This window comes from Arthrobacter sp. PAMC25284 (assembly GCF_019443425.1).
Classification (GTDB): Bacteria; Actinomycetota; Actinomycetes; order Actinomycetales; family Micrococcaceae; genus Arthrobacter; species Arthrobacter oryzae_A.
Window position 1 is genome coordinate 3,517,782 of record NZ_CP080382.1, and the last position, 22,410, is coordinate 3,540,191.

Consider the following 22,410-nt stretch of genomic DNA (forward strand, 5'->3'; position numbering starts at 1 on the left):
GTCAGTTGTCCTGGCCCGCCTGGCCCGCCTGGCCGGCCTGGCCGGCCTGGTCTCTGGCATCGGCCAGGCGCTTCCGGGCGCCTTCCAGCCATCGTTCGCAGCGCCGTGCCAGGGCCTCGCCGCGCTCCCACAGCGCCAGCGATTCCTCCAGGCTGGCGCCTCCGGCTTCCAGCTTGCCGACAATCCCGACGAGCTGTTCACGGGCGTCCTCGTAACTGAGCGCTTCGATGTCGGCGTTGGGGGTTGTCTCTGCTGCCATGGGGTTCTCCTTGCGGTGTCCGGGTGGACGGCTGTTCGTCGGAAATGGTTCGCGGTGACGAGGCGCGGTGTCGGATGTCAGGTATTGGTTTCGCTTGTCCGGTGGACGGCGGGAGGCCCCGGCCTCAGTCCGCCAGCGGCTCCTGCCCGCCCGTGGACTGCGCGGCAAACCGGCCCCCGGCCACCTGCACCGTCAGCGCGGTTCCGGCCGGGACCTGCGAGGGATCGCGCACGACCTCGCGGCGGGTTCCCGGGGAATCTTCCCCGTTAGCGAGCTGCACCACGGCGTACCCCCGGTCCAGGGTCTTCTGCGGGGAAAGCGCCCGCACCTGGGCCCTGAGGTGGGCCAGTTGATCCGACGCCCGGATGACCGCCGTGGTGATCGCGGCGTAGGAGCGGCCGGTGAGCCGGCCGACGTCGTCCAACCGCTGGGCGACCATAACGTCGGGTGCGGCCAGGACCGGCCGGGACCGCAGCGCGGACAACCGGTCGGTTTCGCGGTCCACGAGGCGGATGACGCCACGCCGCAACTGGTCCCGGGCCTGCCGCACCCGGGTGAGTTCCTCCGCCACATCCGGGACGATCCGTTTGGCGGCGTCGGTGGGGGTGGAGGCGCGGAGGTCCGCCACGTCATCGAGGATCGGCCGGTCCGCTTCATGGCCGATCGCGCTCACTACGGGCGTCGCGGCGTCGGCCACTGCCCTGATGAGTTCCTCATTGCTGAACGGCAGCAGATCCTCCAGCGCGCCGCCGCCTCGGGCAATCACGATGACGTCCACGTCGGGGTGGGCGTCGAGCTCCCGCAGGGCGGCAACGACCTGGGCGACGGCGGTGTTGCCCTGGACCGCCACTTCCCGGATCTCGAATTCGACGGCGGGCCAGCGCAGTGACGCGTTACGCACCACGTCTTTCTTGGCATCGGAGTCGCGCCCCGTAATCAGACCGATCCGGTGGGGGAGCAGGGGAAGTTTTCGCTTGCGGGAGTCTGCGAAGAGGCCCTCCGCGGCGAGGGCCTGGCGCAACCGTTCGATCCTGGCCAGCAGGTCACCCAGCCCCACTGGCCGGATGTCCTTAACCGACATACTCAGCCGGCCCGTTTTGAGCCAGAACTCGGCCTTGAGCAAGGCGACGACGCGGGAGCCGCGCTCCAGGGGCGTGTCCTGCCGGTCGAGGACGTTGGTCCACATCGAGGCCGGCAGTGAAATTTCGGCGTCGATGTCCCGCAACGTCAGATAGGCGTTCGTGCCCCGCCGGTTGAGTTCGATGACCTGGCCTTCGACCCACGCCGACGGCGCCCGGTCGATGTGCATCTTAAGCTTCTGGGACAGCAACTGCAGCGGCCAGGGATTGTCCGGGCTGGTGTCCGCCGCGGTGGCCGGCACGGTGGTCGCCGCTGTCGCGTTGTCAGTCATACGTGGCCCCGGTTCCGGAGCGTGCCGTGTGCATGTGCGTGGTTGTCCTTTGCCGGGCGGTCTGCCTGCCGGCACCGTCCCCGAGGGGCGGGGCTGGCGCAGCTGGAATGTTTCTCCTGCAACTCTATCCATAGCTTTACCATCAGGGACCGACTTTCCGGCGTGCAGGGGCCGCCGTAAGATGGCCCTAACCGAACGATCAGAGGAACTCCGTGCGAACATTTGTCTCGGCCGCGGCCGTCCTCATTGGACTAGTGCTGGCGGCCGTCGCTGTTCCTGCGATGTGGGCGGACCGCAATGTGGTCCAGGAAGGCGGATTCGTCGCCTTGACCGCGCCACTGGGCAAGGATCCGGCCTTCCAAAAACGGCTGGCAGCCGCCACCGTGGACACCTTAATGTCAGGGGACCTGATCCCCGACTACCTGATGGCGCTGGCCCGGCCGGTTCTCGAGACCGCGGCCGATTCGTTGACGGGCCTTCCCGACTACCCCTCGGCCTGGGCGGAGACCGTGCGCAAGAGCCACCGGTTGTCCTTCGCCGATCCGGGCACCCTGCCTCCGGAAGCCGACGCCACGACACTGACGCTGGACATCGGTCCGCTCGTGGGGCTGCTTGCGAAGCAGGTTGCTGATTCCACCATGTTGCCGGTGGAGGCGCCGGATCAGGTGCTGATCGACGTCGGGGAGCCGACCCAGCGTCAGGTCATCGAGAGGGTCTCTGCTTTTGCCCCGATGGGTTACGCCGTCACAGCCGCCGCCGGCATCGCGTTCGCAATCGCGCTCGTGGCGGCCCGCCGCCGCTGGAGTGTCCTTGCCGGGACCGGCGCAGGTGCGCTGGTACTTGCCGGACTCTGGAAACTGGCCGCTGATGCCGCCGCCGGTGCCGCCATCGCGACATCGAGCGCGGAGAAGGTGGCCGGGACCTTCACGAAGGAGTTTGCCGCGGCTGCAACAGCAAGTTTCGAGCAATGGATCCTGGTGGCCGCCGTGGCCGGCGCCGCGCTCCTGGTCATCGGGCTGATAGCGCGGTCCGTCGGCGCACGCCGCCGCGTGTCCGGCGGCGCGTGACCGGCACCACGCACCTCTCCCGGCCAGAAGGGCACACAGTGAACACCGGTAGCATGGAGGCATGACCTCCACTGCTGTTTCCATTCCGATGCCCTCCGTTCCGCGCCGGCGGCGTTCACCGGAGGACGTGCTGGCCGCGGCGCCCGTCACGGGTCCGAAAAAGGTCCTGCTGGCCGCGCCGCGCGGATACTGTGCCGGGGTGGACCGTGCAGTGATCGCGGTGGAAAAGGCGCTGGAGCACTACGGCCGCCCGGTCTATGTCCGCAAGCAGATCGTGCACAACGTCCATGTCGTCTCGTCCCTCGAGGAAAAAGGCGCCATTTTCGTGGACGAAACCGATGAGGTCCCCGAGGGCGCCCTCGTGATCTTCTCAGCGCACGGCGTTTCGCCTGCTGTGGTCCAGTCCGCCGAGGACCGCGGCCCTGCGGACCATCGATGCCACTTGCCCGCTCGTGACCAAGGTGCACAAGGAAGCCGTCCGCTTCGCGAAGGACGACTTCGACATCCTCCTGATCGGCCACGATGGCCACGAGGAAGTCGAAGGCACCGCCGGTGAAGCGCCCGACCACATCCAGGTCATCAACGGCCCGCATGAGGTCGACCAGGTGACGGTCCGGAATCCGGAAAAGGTCATCTGGCTCTCCCAGACAACGTTGAGTGTGGACGAAACCATGGAAACGGTCCGGCTTTTGAAGGAGCGCTTCCCGACCCTGCAGGATCCGCCCAGCGACGACATTTGCTATGCCACAACCAACCGTCAAGTGGCCATCAAGAAGATCTCGCCCCAGGCTGACCTCGTGATTGTGGTCGGCTCGGCGAACTCATCCAATTCCGTCCGCCTCGTTGAGGTGGCGCTGGAGTACGGCGCCAAGGCCTCCTACCGGGTCGACTTCGCCAATGAGGTCGACGAGGCATGGTTCGAGGGCGTCACGACAGTGGGGGTCACGTCGGGGGCATCGGTCCCGGAGGTCCTGGTCAAGGACGTGCTCCGGCTCCTGGCCGACTACGGCTATGGCTCCGTGGAGGAAGTCGTCACAGCCGAGGAAGACCTGCTGTTTTCCCTGCCCAAGGAGCTGCGCGCCACGCTCAAGCAGGCCGGAGATGTCACCCGGGCCCTTGGCGGCCGCGGTACGCGCGCTGACAACCAGTAGCGCTTCGGCGGCACTTTCGACTTATGGCCGCAGGGACCCTGTCAGGGGTTCCTGCGGCCTCATGCGCCGGGCGTCTCCTTGCCGGTTTTCCTAGGCCGCTGACTCTTCGACATCTTCCCGGGACCCGGCCCGGGGTCCAGACTGCAGCTCCGGAGCCGTGACCGATCGGGGTGCTGCCTCGACGGCGGCCGGAGTGGTCAGCCCCTCGGCGTCCAGGGCATTGAGCTTGCGGGCGGTGGGAAGGATCCGCGCTTCCAGCGTGCCCACCATCGAGTTGTACCGGTCCACCGAGGTTTTTAATGACGACCCGAGTTTGGTGACGTTTTCGCCGAGGGTGCCCATCCGGTCGTAGAGCTGCCGGGCGAGCTCGAAGAGCTCCCGGGCGGTATCAGTCAGGACATCCTGGCGCCACGTGAACGCCACCGCCTTCAGGACCGCCAGCAGAGTTCCCGGTGAAGCGAGAACCACGTTCCTGGACAGGGCGTGGTCCAGCAGCGCCGGATCCGCGGTGAGGGCAGCGGCCAGGATCGATTCCGCAGGCAGGAAGCACACCACGACTTCCGGCGAGTTCCCGGGGATGTCCCAGTACTTTTTATTGCCGAGGGCGTCCACATGAGCCTTGAGGGCTTTGGCGTGGGCGGCCAGATGCGCCTGCTGGCTGCCGGTGGCCGCCCCCAGCTGCAGACTGCCGCCGGACGATGGGCTGAGCTCCTGTGCCGCGAGGTAGGAAGACAGCGGGACCTTGGCGTCAACGACAAGTTGTTTGCCGCCGGGCAACTGCACCACAAGGTCGGGACGGAGAGAGTTCTCCGCGGAGGAGCTGTGAAGCTGCTCCTGGAAGTCGACGTGACGCAGCATCCCGGCTGCCTCGACAACGCGCCGAAGCTGGACTTCGCCCCACTGCCCCCGGGCGCTGTTGGACCGGAGAGCCGATTCCAGGGCGTGGGTGGACCGCAGAAGCTGTTCATCGGAGAGCCGGGCCTCCTGCAATTGCTGGGCAAGCTGGCCGTACTGTTCGAGCCGGTCCCGTTCGAGCAGGGAAACCTGCTGCTGCACCGCAGTCAGTTTTTCCGCCACGGGTGCCAGTGCGCGCAGCACACTGCCGTCCTGGTTCCTGGACTCGCCGAGTTCCCGGTTTTGTGCCGAGAGCAGTCGCCGTTCGGCGTCGGCCGCCGCGAATTGCGCACTGACGTCGGAAAGCCGGGCAGAGACGGCGTCGAAGTCCTGCTCCGCGGCGAGATAGCGGCGGCGGAGCGTCACGTAGACGGCGGCCGCACCGGCAACGGCGCCTACCAGCAGCATCAGCAGGGCAAGAATCAATGAAAAAGCGTCCATGGCTTCACTGTGGCACGCCCCTGTGACATTTCCGGTCCGCGGCCGGTTGTCGGAGAGCTCCACGACCGCGCCGCAGGGATCTCCGGCCGCAGCGGGTAGAATTTATGCTCGTGGCTCTTACTATTGGCATCGTCGGACTGCCCAACGTCGGCAAATCAACCCTCTTCAACGCATTGACCCGCAATCAGGTGCTCGCGGCGAACTATCCGTTCGCCACGATCGAACCCAATATCGGCGTCGTGAACCTGCCTGATCCCCGGCTGGAAAAGCTGGCCGGAATCTTCGGCTCCGCGCGGCTGATGCCCGCGGCTGTATCTTTCGTTGACATCGCCGGGATCGTCAAGGGCGCATCGGAGGGCGAAGGCCTGGGCAACCAGTTCCTCGCCAATATCCGTGAGGCCGAGGCCATCGCCCAGGTGGTTCGTGTGTTCGATGACCCCGATGTGATCCACGTCGACGGCAAAGTGGACCCGGGCTCCGACATGGAGACCATCAACACCGAGCTGATCCTCGCCGATCTGCAGACGATCGAGAAGGCCGTCCCCCGGATCGAAAAAGAAGTGAAGATCAAGAAGCGCGAGGCAGCAGAGCTGGCCGCCGTCCAGGCGGCCCAGGCCGTGCTGGAACGTGGCGACACAATCTTCTCCTCGATCAAGAGCGACAAGCTGGAAATGGAGCACCTCAAGGAGCTCGGCCTGCTGACCGCCAAGCCCTTCATCTACGTTTTCAACGCGGATGAGGGGATTCTGGGCAGCCCGGAAAAGCAGGAGGAACTGCGGGCTATGGTCGCACCGGCCGACTGCATTTTCCTCGACGCCAAACTGGAATCCGATCTGGTGGAACTCGACGAGGCGGAAGCCCGCGAGATGCTGGAAATGAACGGCCAGGACGAGTCCGGGCTGGACCAGCTGGCGCGGGTTGGGTTCCACACCCTCGGGCTGCAGACCTACCTGACGGCAGGCCCCAAGGAAACCCGGGCCTGGACCATTCACCGGGGTGACACTGCCCCGCAGGCCGCCGGCGTCATCCACTCCGATTTCCAGCGCGGCTTCATCAAGGCCGAGGTTGTCTCCTTCAATGATTTGGTCGAGGCCGGATCCATGGCCGAGGCCAAGGCCCGCGGCAAGGTCCGCATCGAAGGCAAGGAATACGTCATGGTCGACGGCGACGTCGTCGAGTTCCGCTTCAACGTCTGAGCGGAAGCAACGCCACCGCCTGACGCTGGATTGACCTGAAAAGCCCCGGTTCCTGGATCGGGGCTTTTCCTGCATGATGCGCGCATGGCGCAGATAGCGCCAGCAGCAGAGATGTATGAAACCATGCTCGGAGAAGCGCCCGGGCATCCCGGAACAATGGGAACACGCGGCAGAACGAGGAGATTGAATGCATTTGGGTCGTTTCTCCAGGGCATTGGGCCTGGCAGCAGCAGTCGCCGTGGCCCTGGGCGCGTGCACCGTGACCGAAGACCAGACGGCGCCGGTTCCGTCCCCGACGGTTGCCGAGGGCGCACGCGGCGGGTCGGCTACCGTGGCCGAAGTCAATGCGCTCAGCACGTTTAACCCGAACACGGCGGATGGCAACACCGACGTGAACGTCAAGATCAGCTACGCCACCCACTCCGGATTCTTCTACTTGGACAACAAACTCAGCGTGGTGCGGAACGAAAAATTCGGCACGATGGAAAAGGTTTCCGACAATCCACTGACGGTCAAGTACTCCATCAAGGAGGGCGTGAAGTGGTCTGACGACACTCCTGTCACGGCGGCAGACCTCCTCTTGCAGTGGGCTGCGTTTTCCGGTTACTACGACGACGCCGCGCCGGATGGCGCGACCGGCACTTCTTATTTTTCGTACGCCGGTGACCCCACCGGCCTGGCCCTTACCGATTTCCCCGAACTCGGTGCGGACGGCCGGTCCCTGACCCTGAAGTACGCCCGGCCGTATACGGACTGGGAGACGGTCCTCGGAGGTCCCGGCGTCGATATTCCGGCGCACGTCCTCGCCCGGAAGGCCGGGCTGGCCGGCACAAAAGAATTCGTCGAACTGCTCAGGAGCATCCCCCGGGGCGATGCGGTCAATCCCCAGCCAGCGAATGCGCAGCTGACGGTTATGGCCGGGCTGTGGAATACCGGCTTCGATTCCACGTCGCTCCCCGCCGATGTCAGCCTGTACCTGTCCAACGGCCCCTACATCGTCCGGAGCGTCAACGAAAACCAGACGCTGACCATGATCCGGAACAGGGACTACAACTGGGGACCCGAGGCCAAACTGGACGAAATCACGGTCCGCTACATTGGCGATGCCGGTGCCCAGGTGCAGGCGCTGCAGGCCGGCCAGGCGGACATCATCGCGCCGCAGGCCTCCAACGACACCGTGGACCAGCTCAAAGCCCTCGAAAGCGAAGGCGTCACCGTGGAAGTCGGCCGCCAGCTCGCCTACGACCACATCGATTTGAACTACAGCGGCCCGTTCGCCGAGAAGAGCGTCCGTGAAGCGTTCCTGAAGACCGTTCCGCGCCGGGAAATCGTTAACCGGATCCTCAAAGGTCTCGACCCGGATCCGGCACCGCTGGATTCCCAGCTGTTTATCCCGGGCCAGGCCCCCTACTCAGAGTCGGCAAGGAGCAACGGGTCCTCCGAGTACCAGGAAGTCGACATCACAGCAGCCAGGAAGCTCCTTGACGGCGCCACCCCTGAAGTCCGCATCATGTACAACAAGGACAATCCCAACCGGGTCACCACGTTCACGCTCATCCGCGAGTCCGCGGGCAAGGCAGGTTTCCAGGTCGTCGATGGCGGCCTTGGCGGTTCCGACTGGGGCAAGGCCTTGGGCAAGGGCGGCTACGACGCGGCCATTTTCGGCTGGAGCAACTCCGGAGACGGCGGGTCCGGCGTCCCGCAGGTATTCAAGTCGGGCAATGATTCGAACTTCAACGGGTTCAGTGATCCCGGTGCCGACGAACTGATGGACGAACTCATTGTCACCACCGATCCCAGCGAGCAGGACAGCCTCGCGCAGCAGATCGACAGGAAGGTCTGGGAATCCGCCTACGGCCTCCCGTTGTTCCAGCTCGTTGGTGTTGACGCGTACAGCAAGCGCATCACCGGCGTGAAGTACATGCCGAACCAGACCGGGGTCTGGTGGAACTTCTGGGAGTGGTCGCAAAAACTGTCGTGACATGGGCAGCCAGCGGTTAGCCACGATTAACCGGGAGCTCACGGCGGGCGGATAATACCAGTCAGTAACCTGTGACAGGTAGTGCGGCGCGGTTGCCACCAGGAGTCACAGGCCTATCTGATATCGGTTTGGCAACGCGGTTCCACGATTCGGACGGTTTACGGTTAGGCTACATCCATATGTAGTCCAGATCACACGGATACCCCTGTGCCCGGACTACCGGGAAGCACAAGTCTTTCCCTCGGAACTCCCACAATTCATAGGAGGCGGAATGCGTTTTTCGCGCACTTCCCAAGCACTGGGCATGATGGCTATCGCTGCCCTTGCCCTGACCGGCTGCGGCGGCGGCACCACCGCAGGCGGCACCACTGGCAGCGACGCCAGCAAGGTCATCATCGCTGATGGTTCAGAGCCGGCGCGCCCGCTGATGCCGACCGACACCAACGAGGTCGGCGGCGGCAAGGTCATCGACATGACCTTCGCCGGACTCGTCAGCTACGACGCCACCGGCAAGCCGGTCAACGAACTGGCCGAGTCCATTGAGGGCAAAGATGGCCAGAACTTCACCATCAAGCTCAAGAAGGACCAGAAGTTCACCAACGGCGAGGCCATCACGGCCCAGACGTTCGTTGATTCGTGGAACTTCGGCGCGGCAGCAAAGAATGCCCAGCTCAGCGCAGGCTTCTTCGAAAGCATCAAGGGCTACGACGAGGCCAGCGCGGAAGGCTCCACCGTCGAGACCATGTCCGGGCTGAAAGTCGTTGATGACCTGACGTTCACCGTTGAACTGAGCCAGCCCGAGTCCGACTGGCCGCTGCGCCTCGGCTACACCGCCTTCGTGCCGGTGCCTGCCGGTGCCCTCGCTGACCCCAAGGCATTCGGCGAAAAGCCGGTCGGCAACGGCCCGTACATGCTCGCCGAGGGCGGCTGGCAGCACAACGTGCAGATCCAGCTCGTGCCGAACCCGGACTACAACGGCCCGCGCAAGGCCAAGAACGCCGGCGTGACGTTCAAGATCTACCAGAATGATGACGCGGCCTACCAGGACCTGCTGAGCAACAACCTGGACATCCTCCAGACCATCCCGACCAACGCGCTGCTGAACTTCCAGTCCGACCTCGGCGACCGCACCATCAGCAAGCCGTACGCCGGCAACCAGACCATCTCCATCCCGGAATACCTGCCGGAGTGGAGCGGCGAGGCCGGCAAGCTGCGCCGCCAGGCAATCTCCATGGCCATCAACCGCGAAGAGATCACCAGCGTGATCTTCAATGGCGCCCGCAAGCCGGCCAAGGAATTCACGGCTCCGGTACTGGATGGTTACAGCGACTCGATCCCGGGTGCGGAAAATCTCGAGTTCAACGCCGCCAAGGCAAAGGAAGCCTGGGCCAAGGCTGACGCCATCGAGAAGTGGGACGCCGACAAGACGTTCACCATTGCCTACAACGCCGACAAGGGCGGACACAAGGCATGGGTCGAGGCCCTCGTCAACCAGGTCAAGAACACCCTGGGCATCAAGATCGAAGGCAAGCCCTACGCAACCTTCAAGGAAGTCCGCACCGAGGCTACGGCCGGCACCCTGACCGGCGGCATCCGTGCCGGCTGGCAGGCCGACTACCCGTCGCTGTACAACTTCCTTGGCCCGATCTACAAGGCCGGCGCGGGCTCCAACGATTCCCGCTACGACAACCCGACGTTCGAGAAGACCATCTCCGAAGGTCTTAAGGCGTCCAGCGTGGCCGACGGCAACAAGGCCATGAACGAGGCCCAGGAGATCCTGCTCCAGGATCTGCCGGCCATCCCGCTCTGGTACCAGGTCGCCCAGGGCGGCTGGAGCGACAAGGTCACCAACGTTGACTACGGCTGGGACGGCGTTCCGCTGTACTACGCCATTACTGGCAAGTAACATCTGAACGACGGCGGGGGCTGCTCGGATGAGCACCCCCGCCGTCGTTCTGTTTCCCCAACTTTCTATTCCGACGGCGCGGACCCTGTTGCGTCGCCTCCCGGCGCACGTCCCGGCGCCCGCAACGAGCGGCAGCGACGCCGTCGGGCATTCATAGTGAAAAGGTTCTTAGATGAACGACTCCACAGCATTCCTACGCGGCGTGCCTGCTGACGGGGGTGTACTTCGCTGATGGCGACGTATGTTCTCAAGCGCTTCCTGCAACTGATCCCGGTTTTCCTCGGAGCGACCCTCCTGGTGTACTTCCTGGTCTTCAGCCTCCCCGGCGACCCCATCGCGGCACTCTTTGGCGACAAGCCTGTCAACGAATCCGTAGCGGCCCAATTGCGGGCCCAGTACAACCTGGACCAGCCCTTCTGGATCCAATACCTCCTCTACGTCAAGAGCATCTTCACTTTCGATCTTGGGCTGGACTTCTCCGGCCGGCCGATCGCCGCCGTGCTCGGCGAGGTCTTCCCCGTCACCGCCCGGCTGGCCGTGATGGCACTCATTTTCGAAGCCGTCTTCGGCATCGCCTTCGGGCTGTTCGCCGGCCTGCGCAAGGGCAAGCTCTTTGACGCAACGGTGCTCGTGGCTTCCCTGATCGTCATCGGCATCCCGATCTTCGTCCTGGGCTTCCTCATGCAGTTCTTCATCGGCGTGCAGCTGGGCTGGGCTAAACCGACGGTCAGCTCCGCCGCCACGGTCCAGGACCTGATCCTGCCCGCCATTGTGCTCGGCCTGGGCTCGTTCGCCTACGTGCTCCGCCTCACCCGGACCAGCGTGATTGAGAACATGAACGCCGACTATGTCCGGACGGCCACGGCCAAGGGTCTCTCCCGCAGCCGGGTGGTGCGGGTTCACATCCTGCGAAACTCGCTGATCCCGGTCATCACCTTCCTGGGCGCCGACCTCGGCGCCCTGATGGGCGGTGCAATCGTGACCGAAGGCATCTTCAACGTCCCGGGCGTCGGGAACCGGCTCTACCGTGCCGTCACAACCGGTGAAGGACCAACCGTGGTGTCCATCGTCACCGTCCTGGTCCTGATCTACGTTGTGTCCAACCTGCTCGTTGACCTGCTGTACGCCTGGCTTGACCCGAGGATCCGCTATGACTCCTGAGAACACCTCTCCCGTTTCCGACGTCGTCCGACCGGGCCGCAACACCGGGCGCGACATTGAGCACTTCGTCGCAGACCTGGACGAGACCCCGCTGCAGGTCACAGACAAGGTCAAGGACGAAAACGCGCCCTTGAGCCTCTGGGGCGAAGCCTGGAAGAACCTGCGCCGGCAGCCGCTGTTCCTGATCTCGGCGTTCCTGATCGTCATTGTGGTCCTGGTCAGCGTGTTTCCGGGACTGTTTTCGCCCATCAACCCGCAGTCGGAGGCGTGCCAGCTGGCCAACTCCAACGGCGGCCCCTCTGAAGGGCATCCGCTTGGCTTCACCCGGCAGGGCTGCGACGTCTATGCCCGCGTCATCTTCGGCACCCAGTCCTCGGTGATCGTCGGTTTGTTTACCACCATCGGCGTTATCATCATCGGCGGCACCGTGGGTGCGCTGGCCGGCTACTACGGCGGCTGGGTCGATGCGATCCTCGCCCGGATCAACGATATCTTCTTCGCCCTGCCGCTGATTCTCGGCGCCATCGTCCTCACGCAGCTGCCGATCTTCCGGGCCAACCGGAACGTCTGGTCCCTCGTCGTGATCCTGGTGGTTTTCGGCTGGCCGCAGATTGCCCGCATCACCCGCGGCGCCGTCGTCGAGGTCCGGAATGCAGACTTTGTCACCGCGGCCCCGGTCACTGGGCGTGTCCCGGTTCCGGTCGCTGATGCGGCACGTCATGCCCAACGCACTGGCGCCGATCATCGTGGTGGCCACCATCTCACTCGGCACCTTCATCGTGGCCGAATCGACGCTGTCATTCCTTGGCATCGGGCTGCCGCCGAGCGTTATGTCCTGGGGCAACGACATTCAGTCGGCCCAGGCTTCCCTGCGCTCCAACCCCATGCCGCTGCTCTACCCGGCAATCGCCCTGTCCATCACCGTCCTGAGCTTCATCATGCTGGGCGACGCCCTCCGTGATGCGCTGGACCCCAAAGCGCGCAAGCGATGAAAGGCGACGCCATGAACGCCTCTGTCGAAATCCACGAAGCCGGCGCCGCCGAGCGCCCGCTGCTCGAAATCCGTGATCTGGCCATCACGTTCGCTACCAGCAACGGCGAGGTCAACGCGGTCCGCCAGGCCCACCTGACGGTGATGCCCGGCGAGACCGTCGCCATCGTTGGCGAATCCGGCTCCGGCAAGTCAACGACGGCGCTGGCCGCGATCGGGCTGCTCCCCGGCAACGGCCGTGTCTCCGCAGGCCAGATCTTCTTCGACGGCGAAGACATCTCCAATGCCAGCGAGAAGCGAATGATCGAACTCCGCGGCAACAGCATCGGCATGGTCCCCCAGGACCCGATGTCGAACCTTAATCCGGTGTGGAAGATCGGCTTCCAGGTCAAGGAGACGCTCAAAGCCAACGGCCTGCCCAGCGGTCCGGACGATGTGGCCAAGGTCCTCTCCCAGGCGGGCCTGCCGGACGCGGCCCGGCGCGCCCAGCAGTATCCGCACGAGTTCTCCGGCGGTATGCGCCAGCGTGCGCTGATCGCCATCGGCCTGTCCTGCCAGCCGCGCCTGCTCATCGCCGATGAGCCGACGTCCGCACTGGACGTCACGGTGCAGCGGCAGATCCTCGATCACCTGGACACCATGACGGCCGAACTCGGGACCGCCGTGCTGCTCATCACGCACGACCTCGGACTCGCTGCCGAGCGCGCCGACAAGGTCGTGGTGATGTACCGCGGGCAGGTCGTTGAGGCCGGGCCGTCACTGGAACTGCTGCAGAACCCCCGTCACCCGTACACCCAGCGGCTGGTGGCCTCGGCGCCGTCGCTCGCGTCACGGCGCATCCAGGTCGCGAAGGAACAGGGCGTCGCCGCTGCGGGGCTGCTGGCCCCGAGCGCGGCGGGCGTCGCGGCGCCGGCACTGCCGGATGCCGTGCTGGAGATTGAAAACCTGAGCAAGGTTTTTAAGCTCCGCTCCGGCTTCGGCAAGTCCACCAACTTCACGGCGGTTGATGACGTCTCGTTTAAGGTCAAGCGCGGGACGACGACGGCGATTGTGGGGGAGTCGGGCTCGGGCAAGTCCACCGTGGCCCAGATGGTGCTGAACCTGCTGAAGCCCACGTCCGGCAGGATCATCTTCGACGGCGTCGATACGTCCACGCTGAACAGCAAGGAAATCTTCGCGTTCCGCCGCCGGGTGCAGCCGATCTTCCAGGATCCGTACGGTTCCCTGGATCCGATGTACAACATCTTCCGGACCATCGAGGAACCGCTGCGGACCCACAAGATCGGGGACAAGGCGAGCCGGGAGAAGAAGGTCCGGGAGTTGCTGGACCAGGTGGCGCTGCCGCAGTCCACCATGCAGCGTTACCCGAACGAGCTCTCCGGCGGCCAGCGCCAGCGCGTCGCGATTGCGCGGGCGTTGGCCCTGGACCCGGAAGTGATCATCTGCGATGAGGCGGTTTCCGCACTCGACGTTCTGGTGCAGGCACAGGTCCTGAACCTGCTCGCTGAGCTGCAGTCCACCCTGGGTCTGACGTACTTGTTCATCACCCATGACCTGGCCGTGGTCCGGCAGATTGCCGACCATGTCTGCGTAATGGAGCAGGGCAAGCTGGTGGAGACGGGGTCCACCGACGGGGTCTTTGATGCCCCGCAGATGGACTACACAAAGGCGTTGCTCAACGCCATTCCGGGGGCCAGCCTGATGCTGCCGCCGGAAGTCGCCTGAGCACCGGTCCCGCCACCGCGGACTGACCGCCGGTGCAGGAGCCGGCGGCCGCCCTTTCAAGGGCAGCCGCCGGCTCTTTTCGTTCTGCAGGGTAAGTGGTCCGCGGCGGCCGGTGGCGCCCGTGGACAACTGCCCGTGTGCCGTCAGCGGCGGTGCAGGCTCCTGGGAGACGTGTCTGGCACCGCTGCGGGCTCCGTCGCCGAAAGCCCATAGGACCGCAGCCGCTGGGCGAGGACCAGCCCGAGGGCGTTGTGGCCCTGCCGGTTCAAATGGACGCGGTCCGTCAGCGAACCGGTGAGGTCATACCGGGTCAGCCAGTCCCCGGCGCTGACGAACGGTACTTTGTGCCGCTGCGCGACGGTGCCCAGGAGTGCATCCACTTCGGTGCGGCGGCTGCCGCCGTCGTTGGCCGCGCGCGCCAGGGTGCCGACGATGGCGATCCTGGCGGCAGGGTAGCGTTGCCTGACGCTGGCGATGAGGCGGTCTGCGTTTCGCACAATCTGCTGGTCGGTTGCGCCTTTGCTGGCATCGTTCCCGCCGCCTTCGATCAGTACGAGCGGAGGGGAGCCGTACGGGAGTTTCCAGTCACCGCGCTGCAGCGCATCCATGTAGTTGCCCGTCTTCCCGAAAGACGCCACGTATCCGGTTCCGCCCCGCCCGCAGAAATAAACCTTGTAGCCCAAAGCCTTGAGAGCCTGCCGCGGCCAGCCGAAGGAGGGCTCTGACTGGGAGTCGCCAATCAGGACAGCTGTCTGGCTGATGTCCTCGACAATTACTTCCTTCCGGCCGCTGGCAGGGTTCCGATAGATCGAGCCCGGCCGGAGGCGCGACGGATCCTGTTCAACCGCCGTCACTTCCGGGCCGGGCTCTGCGGCGTCGGATACCAGCACGCAGCCGGACAGGACGATGCCGACGGCGAGCATCGGTGCGATGAGGCGGGACAGCGCCGGGGCTTTACGCATACGGGGCTCCGTGCCGCGCCGGGGTGCTGCGGGCTGCGCCGGGGTGCGCGCGGATGGATAACCAGTGATCTTACTCACGCCAGATTCCCCCTCTCCGCGCCCTGACGATGGTGTCTGGGAACCCGCGCGTTTCGTATTTTAGGCCAATAAATGTCCTAGCGCTTAGACTTAGAGCAGGTGCCCTGTGTTAAAAGGGCTTATCCGTCGTGCGTTCCGGTTGGAAATGTCGCGATACCACAGCTGACTTCACCACTGAATCGAGCAATAACGCATGTCTGAAACCACCACCAACACCGCGGTAGCCACTGCATCGCGCAGTGACCTGCGCAACGTCGCGATTGTGGCCCACGTTGACCACGGCAAGACCACCCTGGTCGACGCCATGCTCAAGCAGACCAACTCCTTTGCCGCCCACAACCACCTCGAAGACCGTGTTATGGACTCCGGTGACCTGGAACGCGAAAAGGGCATCACTATCCTGGCCAAGAACACCACCGTGGCCTACAACGGACCGTCCTCCAACGGCGAGACCATCACGATCAACGTGATTGACACCCCCGGTCACGCTGACTTCGGCGGCGAAGTAGAGCGCGGCCTGTCCATGGTTGACGGCGTTGTCCTCCTCGTCGACGCATCTGAGGGCCCGCTGCCCCAGACCCGCTTCGTGCTGCGCAAGGCCCTCGCCGCGCACCTGCCCGTGATTCTCCTGGTCAACAAGACCGACCGCCCCGACGCGCGGATCGAAGAAGTTGTCCACGAGTCCATGGACCTCCTGCTGGGCCTTGCTTCCGACCTCGCCGACGAAGTTCCGGATCTGGACCTCGACAAGATCCTCAACGTCCCTGTTGTCTACGCCGCCGCCAAGGTTGGCCGCGCTTCCCTCGAGCAGCCGGCCGACGGCTCCGCTCCGGATAACGAGGACCTGGAACCCCTGTTCAAGGCCATCGTCGAGCACATCCCGGCGCCGACCTACAACCCGGACGGTGTCCTGCAGGCGCACGTCACCAACCTGGACGCCTCGCCGTTCCTGGGCCGCCTTGCGCTCCTGCGCATCTACAACGGCACCCTTCGCAAGGGCCAGACCGTTGCCTGGGCGCGCGCCAACGGTGAGCTCAAGAACGTCAAGATCACCGAACTGCTGGCCACCAAGGCTCTCGACCGCGTCCCGGCAGAGTCCGCCGGTCCGGGTGAGATCGTCGCCGTCGCCGGTATCGAGGAAATCACCATTGGTGAGACGCTGACCGACGTCGACAACCCGCAGCCGCTGCCGCTCATCACTGTTGACGACCCGGCCATCTCCATGACCATCGGCATCAACACCTCGCCGCTGGCCGGCCGGGTCAAGGGTGCCAAGGTTACGGCCCGCCAGGTCAAGGACCGCCTGGACAAGGAACTGATCGGTAACGTCTCCATCAAGGTGCTGCCCACCGAGCGTCCCGATGCCTGGGAAGTCCAGGGCCGTGGCGAGCTCGCGCTGGCCATCCTGGTCGAGCAGATGCGCCGCGAAGGCTTCGAACTGACCGTCGGCAAGCCGCAGGTAGTCACCCGGACTGTTGACGGCAAGATCCACGAGCCGATGGAGCACATGACCATCGACGTGCCGGAAGAGTACCTCGGCGCCGTCACCCAGCTCATGGCCGCCCGCAAGGGCCGCATGACCAACATGTCCAACCACGGCACCGGCTGGTGCCGTATGGAGTTCATCGTTCCGGCCCGCGGCCTGATCGGTTTCCGCACCAAGTTCCTCACCGACACCCGTGGCGCCGGCATCGCGGCCTCCATCTCCGAGGGCTACGAGCCGTGGGGCCGGCCCGATCGAATACCGTACCAACGGTTCGATGATCGCCGACCGCGCGGGTGTTGTGACGCCGTTCGCCATGATCAACCTGCAGGAACGCGGCTCCTTCTTCGTCCGTCCCACCTCCGAGGTCTACGAAGGCCAGATCGTCGGCGAGAACTCCCGCGCCGATGACATGGACGTCAACATCACCAAGGAAAAGAAGCTCACCAACATGCGTGCCGCTTCCTCCGACACCTTCGAGAACCTGACGCCGCCGCGCGACCTGACCCTCGAAGAGTCACTCGAATTCGCCCGCGAAGACGAGTGCGTTGAGGTTACCCCGGAATCCATCCGTATCCGGAAGCTCATCCTGGACGTCAACCAGCGGGCCAAGTCCGCCCGCGCCCGCGCCAAGTCCTAGTTTCAGCGCAGCTGCGCTGATACACCGGGCGATTTGTGAATAAGAGAGCTGCCGGTCCGGCAGGCGGCATTGCCGCCGCCGGACCGGCAGCTCTTTTTGTTGCCCTGGCCGGCACAGCACTGCACGGACAGGACGCACTGATCGGTGGCATCGAGGTGCCGTGGGGTGCGGTGGCCGCGCTGGTGCTGCTTGCCTCGGTGGAACTCTGGCTCGGGGCGGCCTTCCGCTCGATCGTTCCGCCGGCGTTTTGCGGAATCCTCTGCTACGCGCTCACGGGATGGTGGTCCGCGCTGGAGTCCGGTAAACGCCTGATCATCGACGACACCGCGGGCAACATCTGGATCTTCGGCATCGCAGTCGTCACGGTGGCCATGCTGGCGTGGTGCGGGCGCTACCGGACCCCGCAAGTCTGAGGCCCCAGGGCGGGACATGCTCATTGTTAGGACCGAAGCGCGGGCATAGCGGCATCATGTGCATCCGTCCGCCCGCAGGCGGGACATGCCCAGCGGTGATTCCCGCCTGCGAATTTCAGCGCTGGACATGTTCCCTCGGCCTCCGGGTGCCCTGGGCAGGCGCTTATCCACATAGCCCGGTGCCGCACTGGATGGTGCCAGTCGACCCACCGCACGATGGCTGCATGGTCAGTATCCTCGACATACTCGCAAACTACGACGGCGTTGCCCGCGCCAAACATCTTGCCGCGGCGGGCGTCTCGGACTTCCAGCTGAAAGCGTCGCTCTCCAGCGGCTCTGTGGCCAGGGTCGCCCGGGGCGTGTACGCGCTGCCTGGCGCCGATCCCGGGCTCATGGCCATTCGGTCCCTTCCGGCGGAGCCGGCCCTGCGTCACGGCTGCTCAGCTCCACGGACTGTGGGTTCTCGATTCCCCGGCGCGGCCCCATGTCGCGCTTACGCACAGCCGCAGCTATCCGGGATTCGTCTGCCATCGATCGTCCGCGGCTCCGACACTCATGGACGCCGTCGTTCAAAGCCTCCGATGTATGCCGGAAGTCGACGGACTGGTCATCGCCGAATCGGCGGTCGCGCTCGGAAGGTTGTCATTAACCGGGTTGCGGCAGCGGCTGGACGGGCGCAACGACGCTCGGGAGCGCCGCATTACCGCCGCAATCGTGCCGCAATCGCAATCCATTATCGAGTGCCTGGCCCGCTTTTTACTGCGGCGTGCCGGGTTTCATGTCGAGTCCCAGGTCAACGTTTCCGGCCTGGGACATCTGGACCTCATGGTTGACGGACGGCTCGGCATTGAGACGGACGGCGCGGGGTTCCACATGGACCGGACGAGCTTCGAGGAGGACCGGCGGCGATGGAACGTGACCACCCGCCGGGGAATCCCCATCCTCGTCGTGAGCTACGCCCTGCTGAGGAGTCACCCGCAGGAATTCATCGCCATGGTCCGTGAGGTAGTAAACAGGCCGGCTGCCGCCGCGTAATCAGCGGCATGGTCCGTCTCAGACCTGCTCCACCACTGGACATGTCCCGTGGTGGGGACAGGGGCTGAGCATGATGCCAATATGTCCATCCGCGGAGACCGGGGGAGGGCATGTCCATTTGGCCGGGCTAGATACCCCACGGTGCTAAGCCGTCAAGCGGCGCGGAGTTCGACGTTTTGGGTAGTGGTGTGCCAGGCGGTGTCCTCGTTGTAGGTGGTGTGGTGGCGGAGGCAGCCGTGGAGGATCCCGACGAGCCGGTTGGCCAGGGCCCGGAGGGTCTGGTGGTGGGTGGCGCCGCGTGAGCGGCGGGCGTCGTAGTAGGCGCGTGCGCCGGGCGAGACGCTGAGTGCGGTGAAGGCCTGCAGGTCCAGGGCATCGGCCAGGCGCCGGTTTCGGGCATGCCGGGCCAGCACGCTGCGCTTGGTGCCGGAGGCCCGGGTGACCGGGCTGGTCCCTGCGTAGTTCCTCCGTGATCTGGCGTCGGCGTAGCGGTCCGCCGCGTCCCCGAATTCGCCCAGCACCCGGGCGCCGAGCACCGGCCCCAGACCCGGCTGGCTGAGGTAGATCTCAGCGTCCGGGTGCCGGCCAAAAGATTCCTCCACCTGCCCCTGCAGGACGCCGATCTGGGCGTTCAGTTCGCGGATGACGGCAACCAGGGCCGCCGTGGTGGCCGTGTAGGCGGCCTCGATCCCCGGGCGGGCGGGCAACCGGGGCGCGTGCAGTGCCTCGACGATCTCGCCGGCTCGGGCGGCCAGGTAGCGTTGCCGTCCGGCGTGCCGCAACAGCGCCTGGACCCTGGCCGGGGTGAGGCGGGCCCCGGCCTTGGGGCCAGGCGCGGCGCCGAGCACGGCCATCGCGTCCCGTCCGTGCAGGTCCTGCCCGAACGCGGACAGCGCGGCCGGGTAGTACTCGCGCAGGTTCGAACGCAGCACGTTCGCCTGCCGCTGCCTGGCCCAGATCAGCGACTGGTGAGCCCTCGCCAGGACCTTGACCTCCTCCGCGACGTCGCTGTCGGCGGCGATCGCCCGGTGCAACTCCCGGTCAACAGCCACGATCCGGGCCAGCACCAGCGCATCACCCTTATCCGATTTCGCCCCGGCCGCCCCGGTGCGCTGCCGGTAGCGGGCCGACTGCGCCGGATTGATCGCGTAAACCGTGTAGCCGGACGCCAGCAGTCCCTGGACCCAGGGCCCGCGGTCGGTCTCAATCCCGATCAGCACTTCGGCCGGTGCCGCGTTCTCGGGCAGGTACCCTCCGAGCAGGTCATGGAGGGCCTCGAGCCCGGATACGCCCTCAGTGAGCCTGCGGCGCGTCAGTACCCGGCCCCCCTCATCCATGACCGCGATGTCGTGGTGGTCCTCCGCCCAGTCGTCGCCGATGAACAGCATTGTCCCGATCCCTTCCGTTGTGGGCTTATCCCGGGCACGACGGGGAGGAAGGAACTGGCTGCGGTCTAATGGATCAGTGCTCCACGGCACGACACCCCACCAGCGCTACAGGCCCACCTCACCAACCGGCAGGGGCACGATCTAGACCTAGGCCTCGACACGGGGCCAGGGGCGTCAAGTGCTCACCCACCAGCGGCTCGGATACCCAGCATGCCCCCGAAAGGACCTACGGGTACACCCCCATTAGGGGCGGCGCGGGGCGCGGCGCTGGGGCGCCGGGGGGACCTCCTTGGCGGCCACCACGAGTGCTAAGGGAATAACGACGTCGTCGCGCCGGGTGCGGATGGTGCAGCCGCCGGGGGTGCGTGCCAGGAGCTCGCCCAGGGCGTCGGTGAGGCCTTCGTTGATCCGGTACCTGACCACGACCCGCGTGCCCAGGGGCGCGCCGGAAAGAAACTGCTGGGGCGGTGGCAATGGCGAAGGCGAACTCACTAGTTCATAGTAGGACGCGCAGGGACTATGACGCCCGGCTAGGTTCGCGGGAACATGCTGGGAGATAATAGGCTCAGATGTCAGCAGCCCGGCGCTCAGGCCGGAGAACGATCCGGCCGGCCGCCGGAACCAATGTGGAGAGGCAAGAGACGTGACCTACGTAATCGCGCAGCCGTGTGTAGATGTCAAGGACAAGGCATGTATTGAGGAATGCCCCGTCGACTGCATCTATGAAGGTGAGCGTTCCCTCTACATCCACCCGGACGAGTGCGTGGACTGTGGTGCCTGTGAACCCGTCTGCCCGGTCGAGGCAATCTACTACGAGGATGACACTCCCGAGGAATGGGCCGATTACTACAAGGCCAACGTCGAGTTCTTCGACGTGTTGGGGTCCCCGGGCGGAGCCGCAAAGATCGGCAACACGCATACCGACCATCCCCTGATTGCAGTCCTTCCGCCGCAGAACCAAGACAACTAAGGCGGGCGAGCCGGTGACTTCCGCTGTTCGCAGCTACGGCCTGAGTCTGCCTGACTACCCGTGGGAGGCTCTGGCGCCTTACCTGGCAAGGGCCGCGGAACATCCGGGGGGCATGTCCAACCTTTCGATCGGAACTCCGGTGGATCCCACCCCGGACCTGATCCAGGACGCATTGCGGGCCGCGGCCAATGCTCCCGGGTATCCCACGGTCCACGGGACGCAGGGGCTCCGCGAAGCCGTCGAGGCATGGTTTGACAGGCGCCGGGGCGTTCCCGGCCTGGATCCGCACAACGTGATGCCAACTGTCGGTTCGAAGGAACTGGTGGCCTGGTTGCCTTTCCTGCTCGGCCTGCGGACGGGCGACGTCGTTGTCCGCCCCACGGTGGCGTACCCCACCTATGACATTGGCGCGGCGTTCGCCGGAGCCGAGCATGTCGCCGCCGATGACCTTGATGAACTCGACGAGGCCACCCGGGGCCCGCGTCCGGCTCATCTGGATCAACTCGCCGGGAAATCCGACCGGCAGCGTCCGGGACACCGCGTCGCTGCGGCGGATCGTGCGCCAAGCCCGCGAACTCGGCGCCGTCGTGGCCTCTGATGAGTGCTACGCCGAACTCGGCTGGGGCGAATGGGACGTTCAGCGCGGCGGCACTCCGGTGCCCAGCATCCTCGACCCGCAAGTGGCGGAAGGCTCCCACGAGGGTCTCCTCGCCGTGTACTCGCTGAGCAAGCAGTCCAATCTCGCCGGCTACCGTGCTGCGTTCGTCGCAGGGGATCCGGCGCTCATGGCAAACCTTGTCAACAGCCGAAAACATGCCGGCATGATCGTTCCGTACCCCGTCCAGGAAGCGATGCGGGTGGCGCTCGGCGACGACGCCCACGTCCAGGCCCAGAAGGACCTGTACCGGGGCCGCCGTGAACGACTCGTTCCCGCGCTGGAGCAGTTCGGGCTGACGATCCACGAATCCAAGGCCGGCCTCTACCTGTGGGCCACCGCGGGCGAGGCCACCTGGGACACGGTCGGCCGGCTGGCGGACCGTGGCATCGTGGTTGGCCCGGGCGTCTTCTACGGGGACGCCGGCAGGGGTTTCGTCCGCGTGGCCCTGACTGCCAGCGACGATCGGATTGATGCTGCCGTGGCACGACTGGCCGCCCAAACGTAACATTGACGTGACGCGCACCACATGTGGTGCTTTTTTGGGGCCTCTGGGGTGTCCCGGATTAGTACGACCCGCAATGTGACTGTACTTTTTAACTG

General features: G+C 65.4%; 15 protein-coding genes and 5 pseudogenes. 14 read left to right on the plus strand and 6 right to left on the minus strand.

All coding sequences use genetic code 11. The features are described from left to right. Window position 1: 1 nt before the first annotated feature. Together KY499_RS16270 and xseA are read right to left on the minus strand one after the other, a co-directional pair. The gene (locus tag KY499_RS16270) at window positions 2-259 is read right to left on the minus strand and encodes an exodeoxyribonuclease VII small subunit (RefSeq protein WP_219885845.1); all 258 of its coding nucleotides are present in this window, start codon (window positions 257-259) and stop codon (window positions 2-4) included. A gap of 124 nt (window positions 260-383) precedes the next feature. Further along, window positions 384-1,670: an exodeoxyribonuclease VII large subunit gene (xseA, locus tag KY499_RS16275; RefSeq protein ID WP_219885846.1), complete on the minus strand. Its 1,287-nt coding sequence runs from the start codon at window positions 1,668-1,670 to the stop codon at window positions 384-386. 212 nt (window positions 1,671-1,882) lie between these two features. Between xseA and KY499_RS16280 the strand changes: the two genes are divergently transcribed. Beyond that, complete coding sequence (locus KY499_RS16280) at window positions 1,883-2,737, plus strand: hypothetical protein (RefSeq protein ID WP_219885847.1); 855 nt, start codon at window positions 1,883-1,885, stop codon at window positions 2,735-2,737. 61 nt (window positions 2,738-2,798) lie between these two features. Continuing rightward, window positions 2,799-3,888 (plus strand): annotated as a pseudogene (locus tag KY499_RS16285) (4-hydroxy-3-methylbut-2-enyl diphosphate reductase). Between the two features lie 90 nt (window positions 3,889-3,978). Here the strand turns inward: KY499_RS16285 and KY499_RS16290 are convergent. Then, a complete protein-coding gene (locus tag KY499_RS16290; protein ID WP_219885848.1) occupies window positions 3,979-5,223 on the minus strand; it encodes a DNA recombination protein RmuC in 1,245 nt (414 codons plus the stop codon). 110 nt (window positions 5,224-5,333) lie between these two features. Here KY499_RS16290 and ychF point away from each other — a divergent pair, with 110 nt between their 5' ends. From ychF to KY499_RS16320, 6 genes and pseudogenes are all read left to right on the plus strand, one after another. Continuing rightward, the gene (gene ychF, locus KY499_RS16295; protein WP_123255384.1) at window positions 5,334-6,419 is read left to right on the plus strand and encodes a redox-regulated ATPase YchF; all 1,086 of its coding nucleotides are present in this window, start codon (window positions 5,334-5,336) and stop codon (window positions 6,417-6,419) included. 187 nt (window positions 6,420-6,606) lie between these two features. Beyond that, entirely contained in the window at window positions 6,607-8,400 is a 1,794-nt protein-coding gene (locus KY499_RS16300; protein ID WP_219885849.1) for an ABC transporter family substrate-binding protein, read from the plus strand. A 271-nt stretch (window positions 8,401-8,671) separates the two neighbouring features. Continuing rightward, window positions 8,672-10,306 (plus strand): ABC transporter substrate-binding protein, encoded by a 1,635-nt coding sequence (locus tag KY499_RS16305; protein WP_219885850.1) that lies wholly within the window; start codon window positions 8,672-8,674, stop codon window positions 10,304-10,306. Window positions 10,307-10,537: 231 nt separating this feature from the next. Then, window positions 10,538-11,467 (plus strand): ABC transporter permease, encoded by a 930-nt coding sequence (locus KY499_RS16310; RefSeq protein ID WP_123255371.1) that lies wholly within the window; start codon window positions 10,538-10,540, stop codon window positions 11,465-11,467. Further along, a pseudogene (locus KY499_RS16315) lies at window positions 11,457-12,459 on the plus strand (ABC transporter permease). The gene KY499_RS16310 and the pseudogene KY499_RS16315 overlap by 11 nt, the downstream one beginning before the upstream one ends. An 11-nt stretch (window positions 12,460-12,470) precedes the next feature. Continuing rightward, window positions 12,471-14,183 (plus strand): ABC transporter ATP-binding protein, encoded by a 1,713-nt coding sequence (locus tag KY499_RS16320; protein WP_183164505.1) that lies wholly within the window; start codon window positions 12,471-12,473, stop codon window positions 14,181-14,183. A gap of 143 nt (window positions 14,184-14,326) precedes the next feature. Here KY499_RS16320 and KY499_RS16325 read toward each other — a convergent pair whose 3' ends face one another. After that, window positions 14,327-15,223 (minus strand): SGNH/GDSL hydrolase family protein, encoded by an 897-nt coding sequence (locus KY499_RS16325; protein WP_308813057.1) that lies wholly within the window; start codon window positions 15,221-15,223, stop codon window positions 14,327-14,329. 193 nt (window positions 15,224-15,416) lie between these two features. Here KY499_RS16325 and typA point away from each other — a divergent pair. The 4 genes and pseudogenes from typA (at window position 15,417) to KY499_RS16340 (ending at window position 18,794) form a co-directional block, all read left to right on the plus strand. Further along, window positions 15,417-17,346, plus strand: a pseudogene (typA, locus tag KY499_RS16330) (translational GTPase TypA). 35 nt (window positions 17,347-17,381) lie between these two features. Next, entirely contained in the window at window positions 17,382-17,759 is a 378-nt protein-coding gene (locus tag KY499_RS16335; protein WP_123255376.1) for a hypothetical protein, read from the plus strand. Between the two features lie 224 nt (window positions 17,760-17,983). Continuing rightward, a pseudogene (locus KY499_RS18845) lies at window positions 17,984-18,073 on the plus strand (hypothetical protein); the annotation flags it as partial. A 271-nt stretch (window positions 18,074-18,344) separates the two neighbouring features. Then, entirely contained in the window at window positions 18,345-18,794 is a 450-nt protein-coding gene (locus tag KY499_RS16340) for a hypothetical protein (protein WP_219885851.1), read from the plus strand. A gap of 152 nt (window positions 18,795-18,946) precedes the next feature. Here the strand turns inward: KY499_RS16340 and KY499_RS16345 are convergent, their stop codons facing one another. Then, a complete protein-coding gene (locus KY499_RS16345) occupies window positions 18,947-20,182 on the minus strand; it encodes an IS110 family transposase (protein ID WP_219885852.1) in 1,236 nt (411 codons plus the stop codon). 243 nt (window positions 20,183-20,425) lie between these two features. After that, the gene (locus KY499_RS16350) at window positions 20,426-20,674 is read right to left on the minus strand and encodes a hypothetical protein (protein ID WP_258190836.1); all 249 of its coding nucleotides are present in this window, start codon (window positions 20,672-20,674) and stop codon (window positions 20,426-20,428) included. Between the two features lie 151 nt (window positions 20,675-20,825). Between KY499_RS16350 and fdxA the strand changes: the two genes are divergently transcribed. Further along, window positions 20,826-21,152: a ferredoxin gene (gene fdxA, locus KY499_RS16355; protein ID WP_123255731.1), complete on the plus strand. Its 327-nt coding sequence runs from the start codon at window positions 20,826-20,828 to the stop codon at window positions 21,150-21,152. Window positions 21,153-21,165: 13 nt separating this feature from the next. After that, window positions 21,166-22,315 (plus strand): annotated as a pseudogene (gene dapC / locus KY499_RS16360) (succinyldiaminopimelate transaminase). Window positions 22,316-22,410 lie beyond the last annotated feature (95 nt).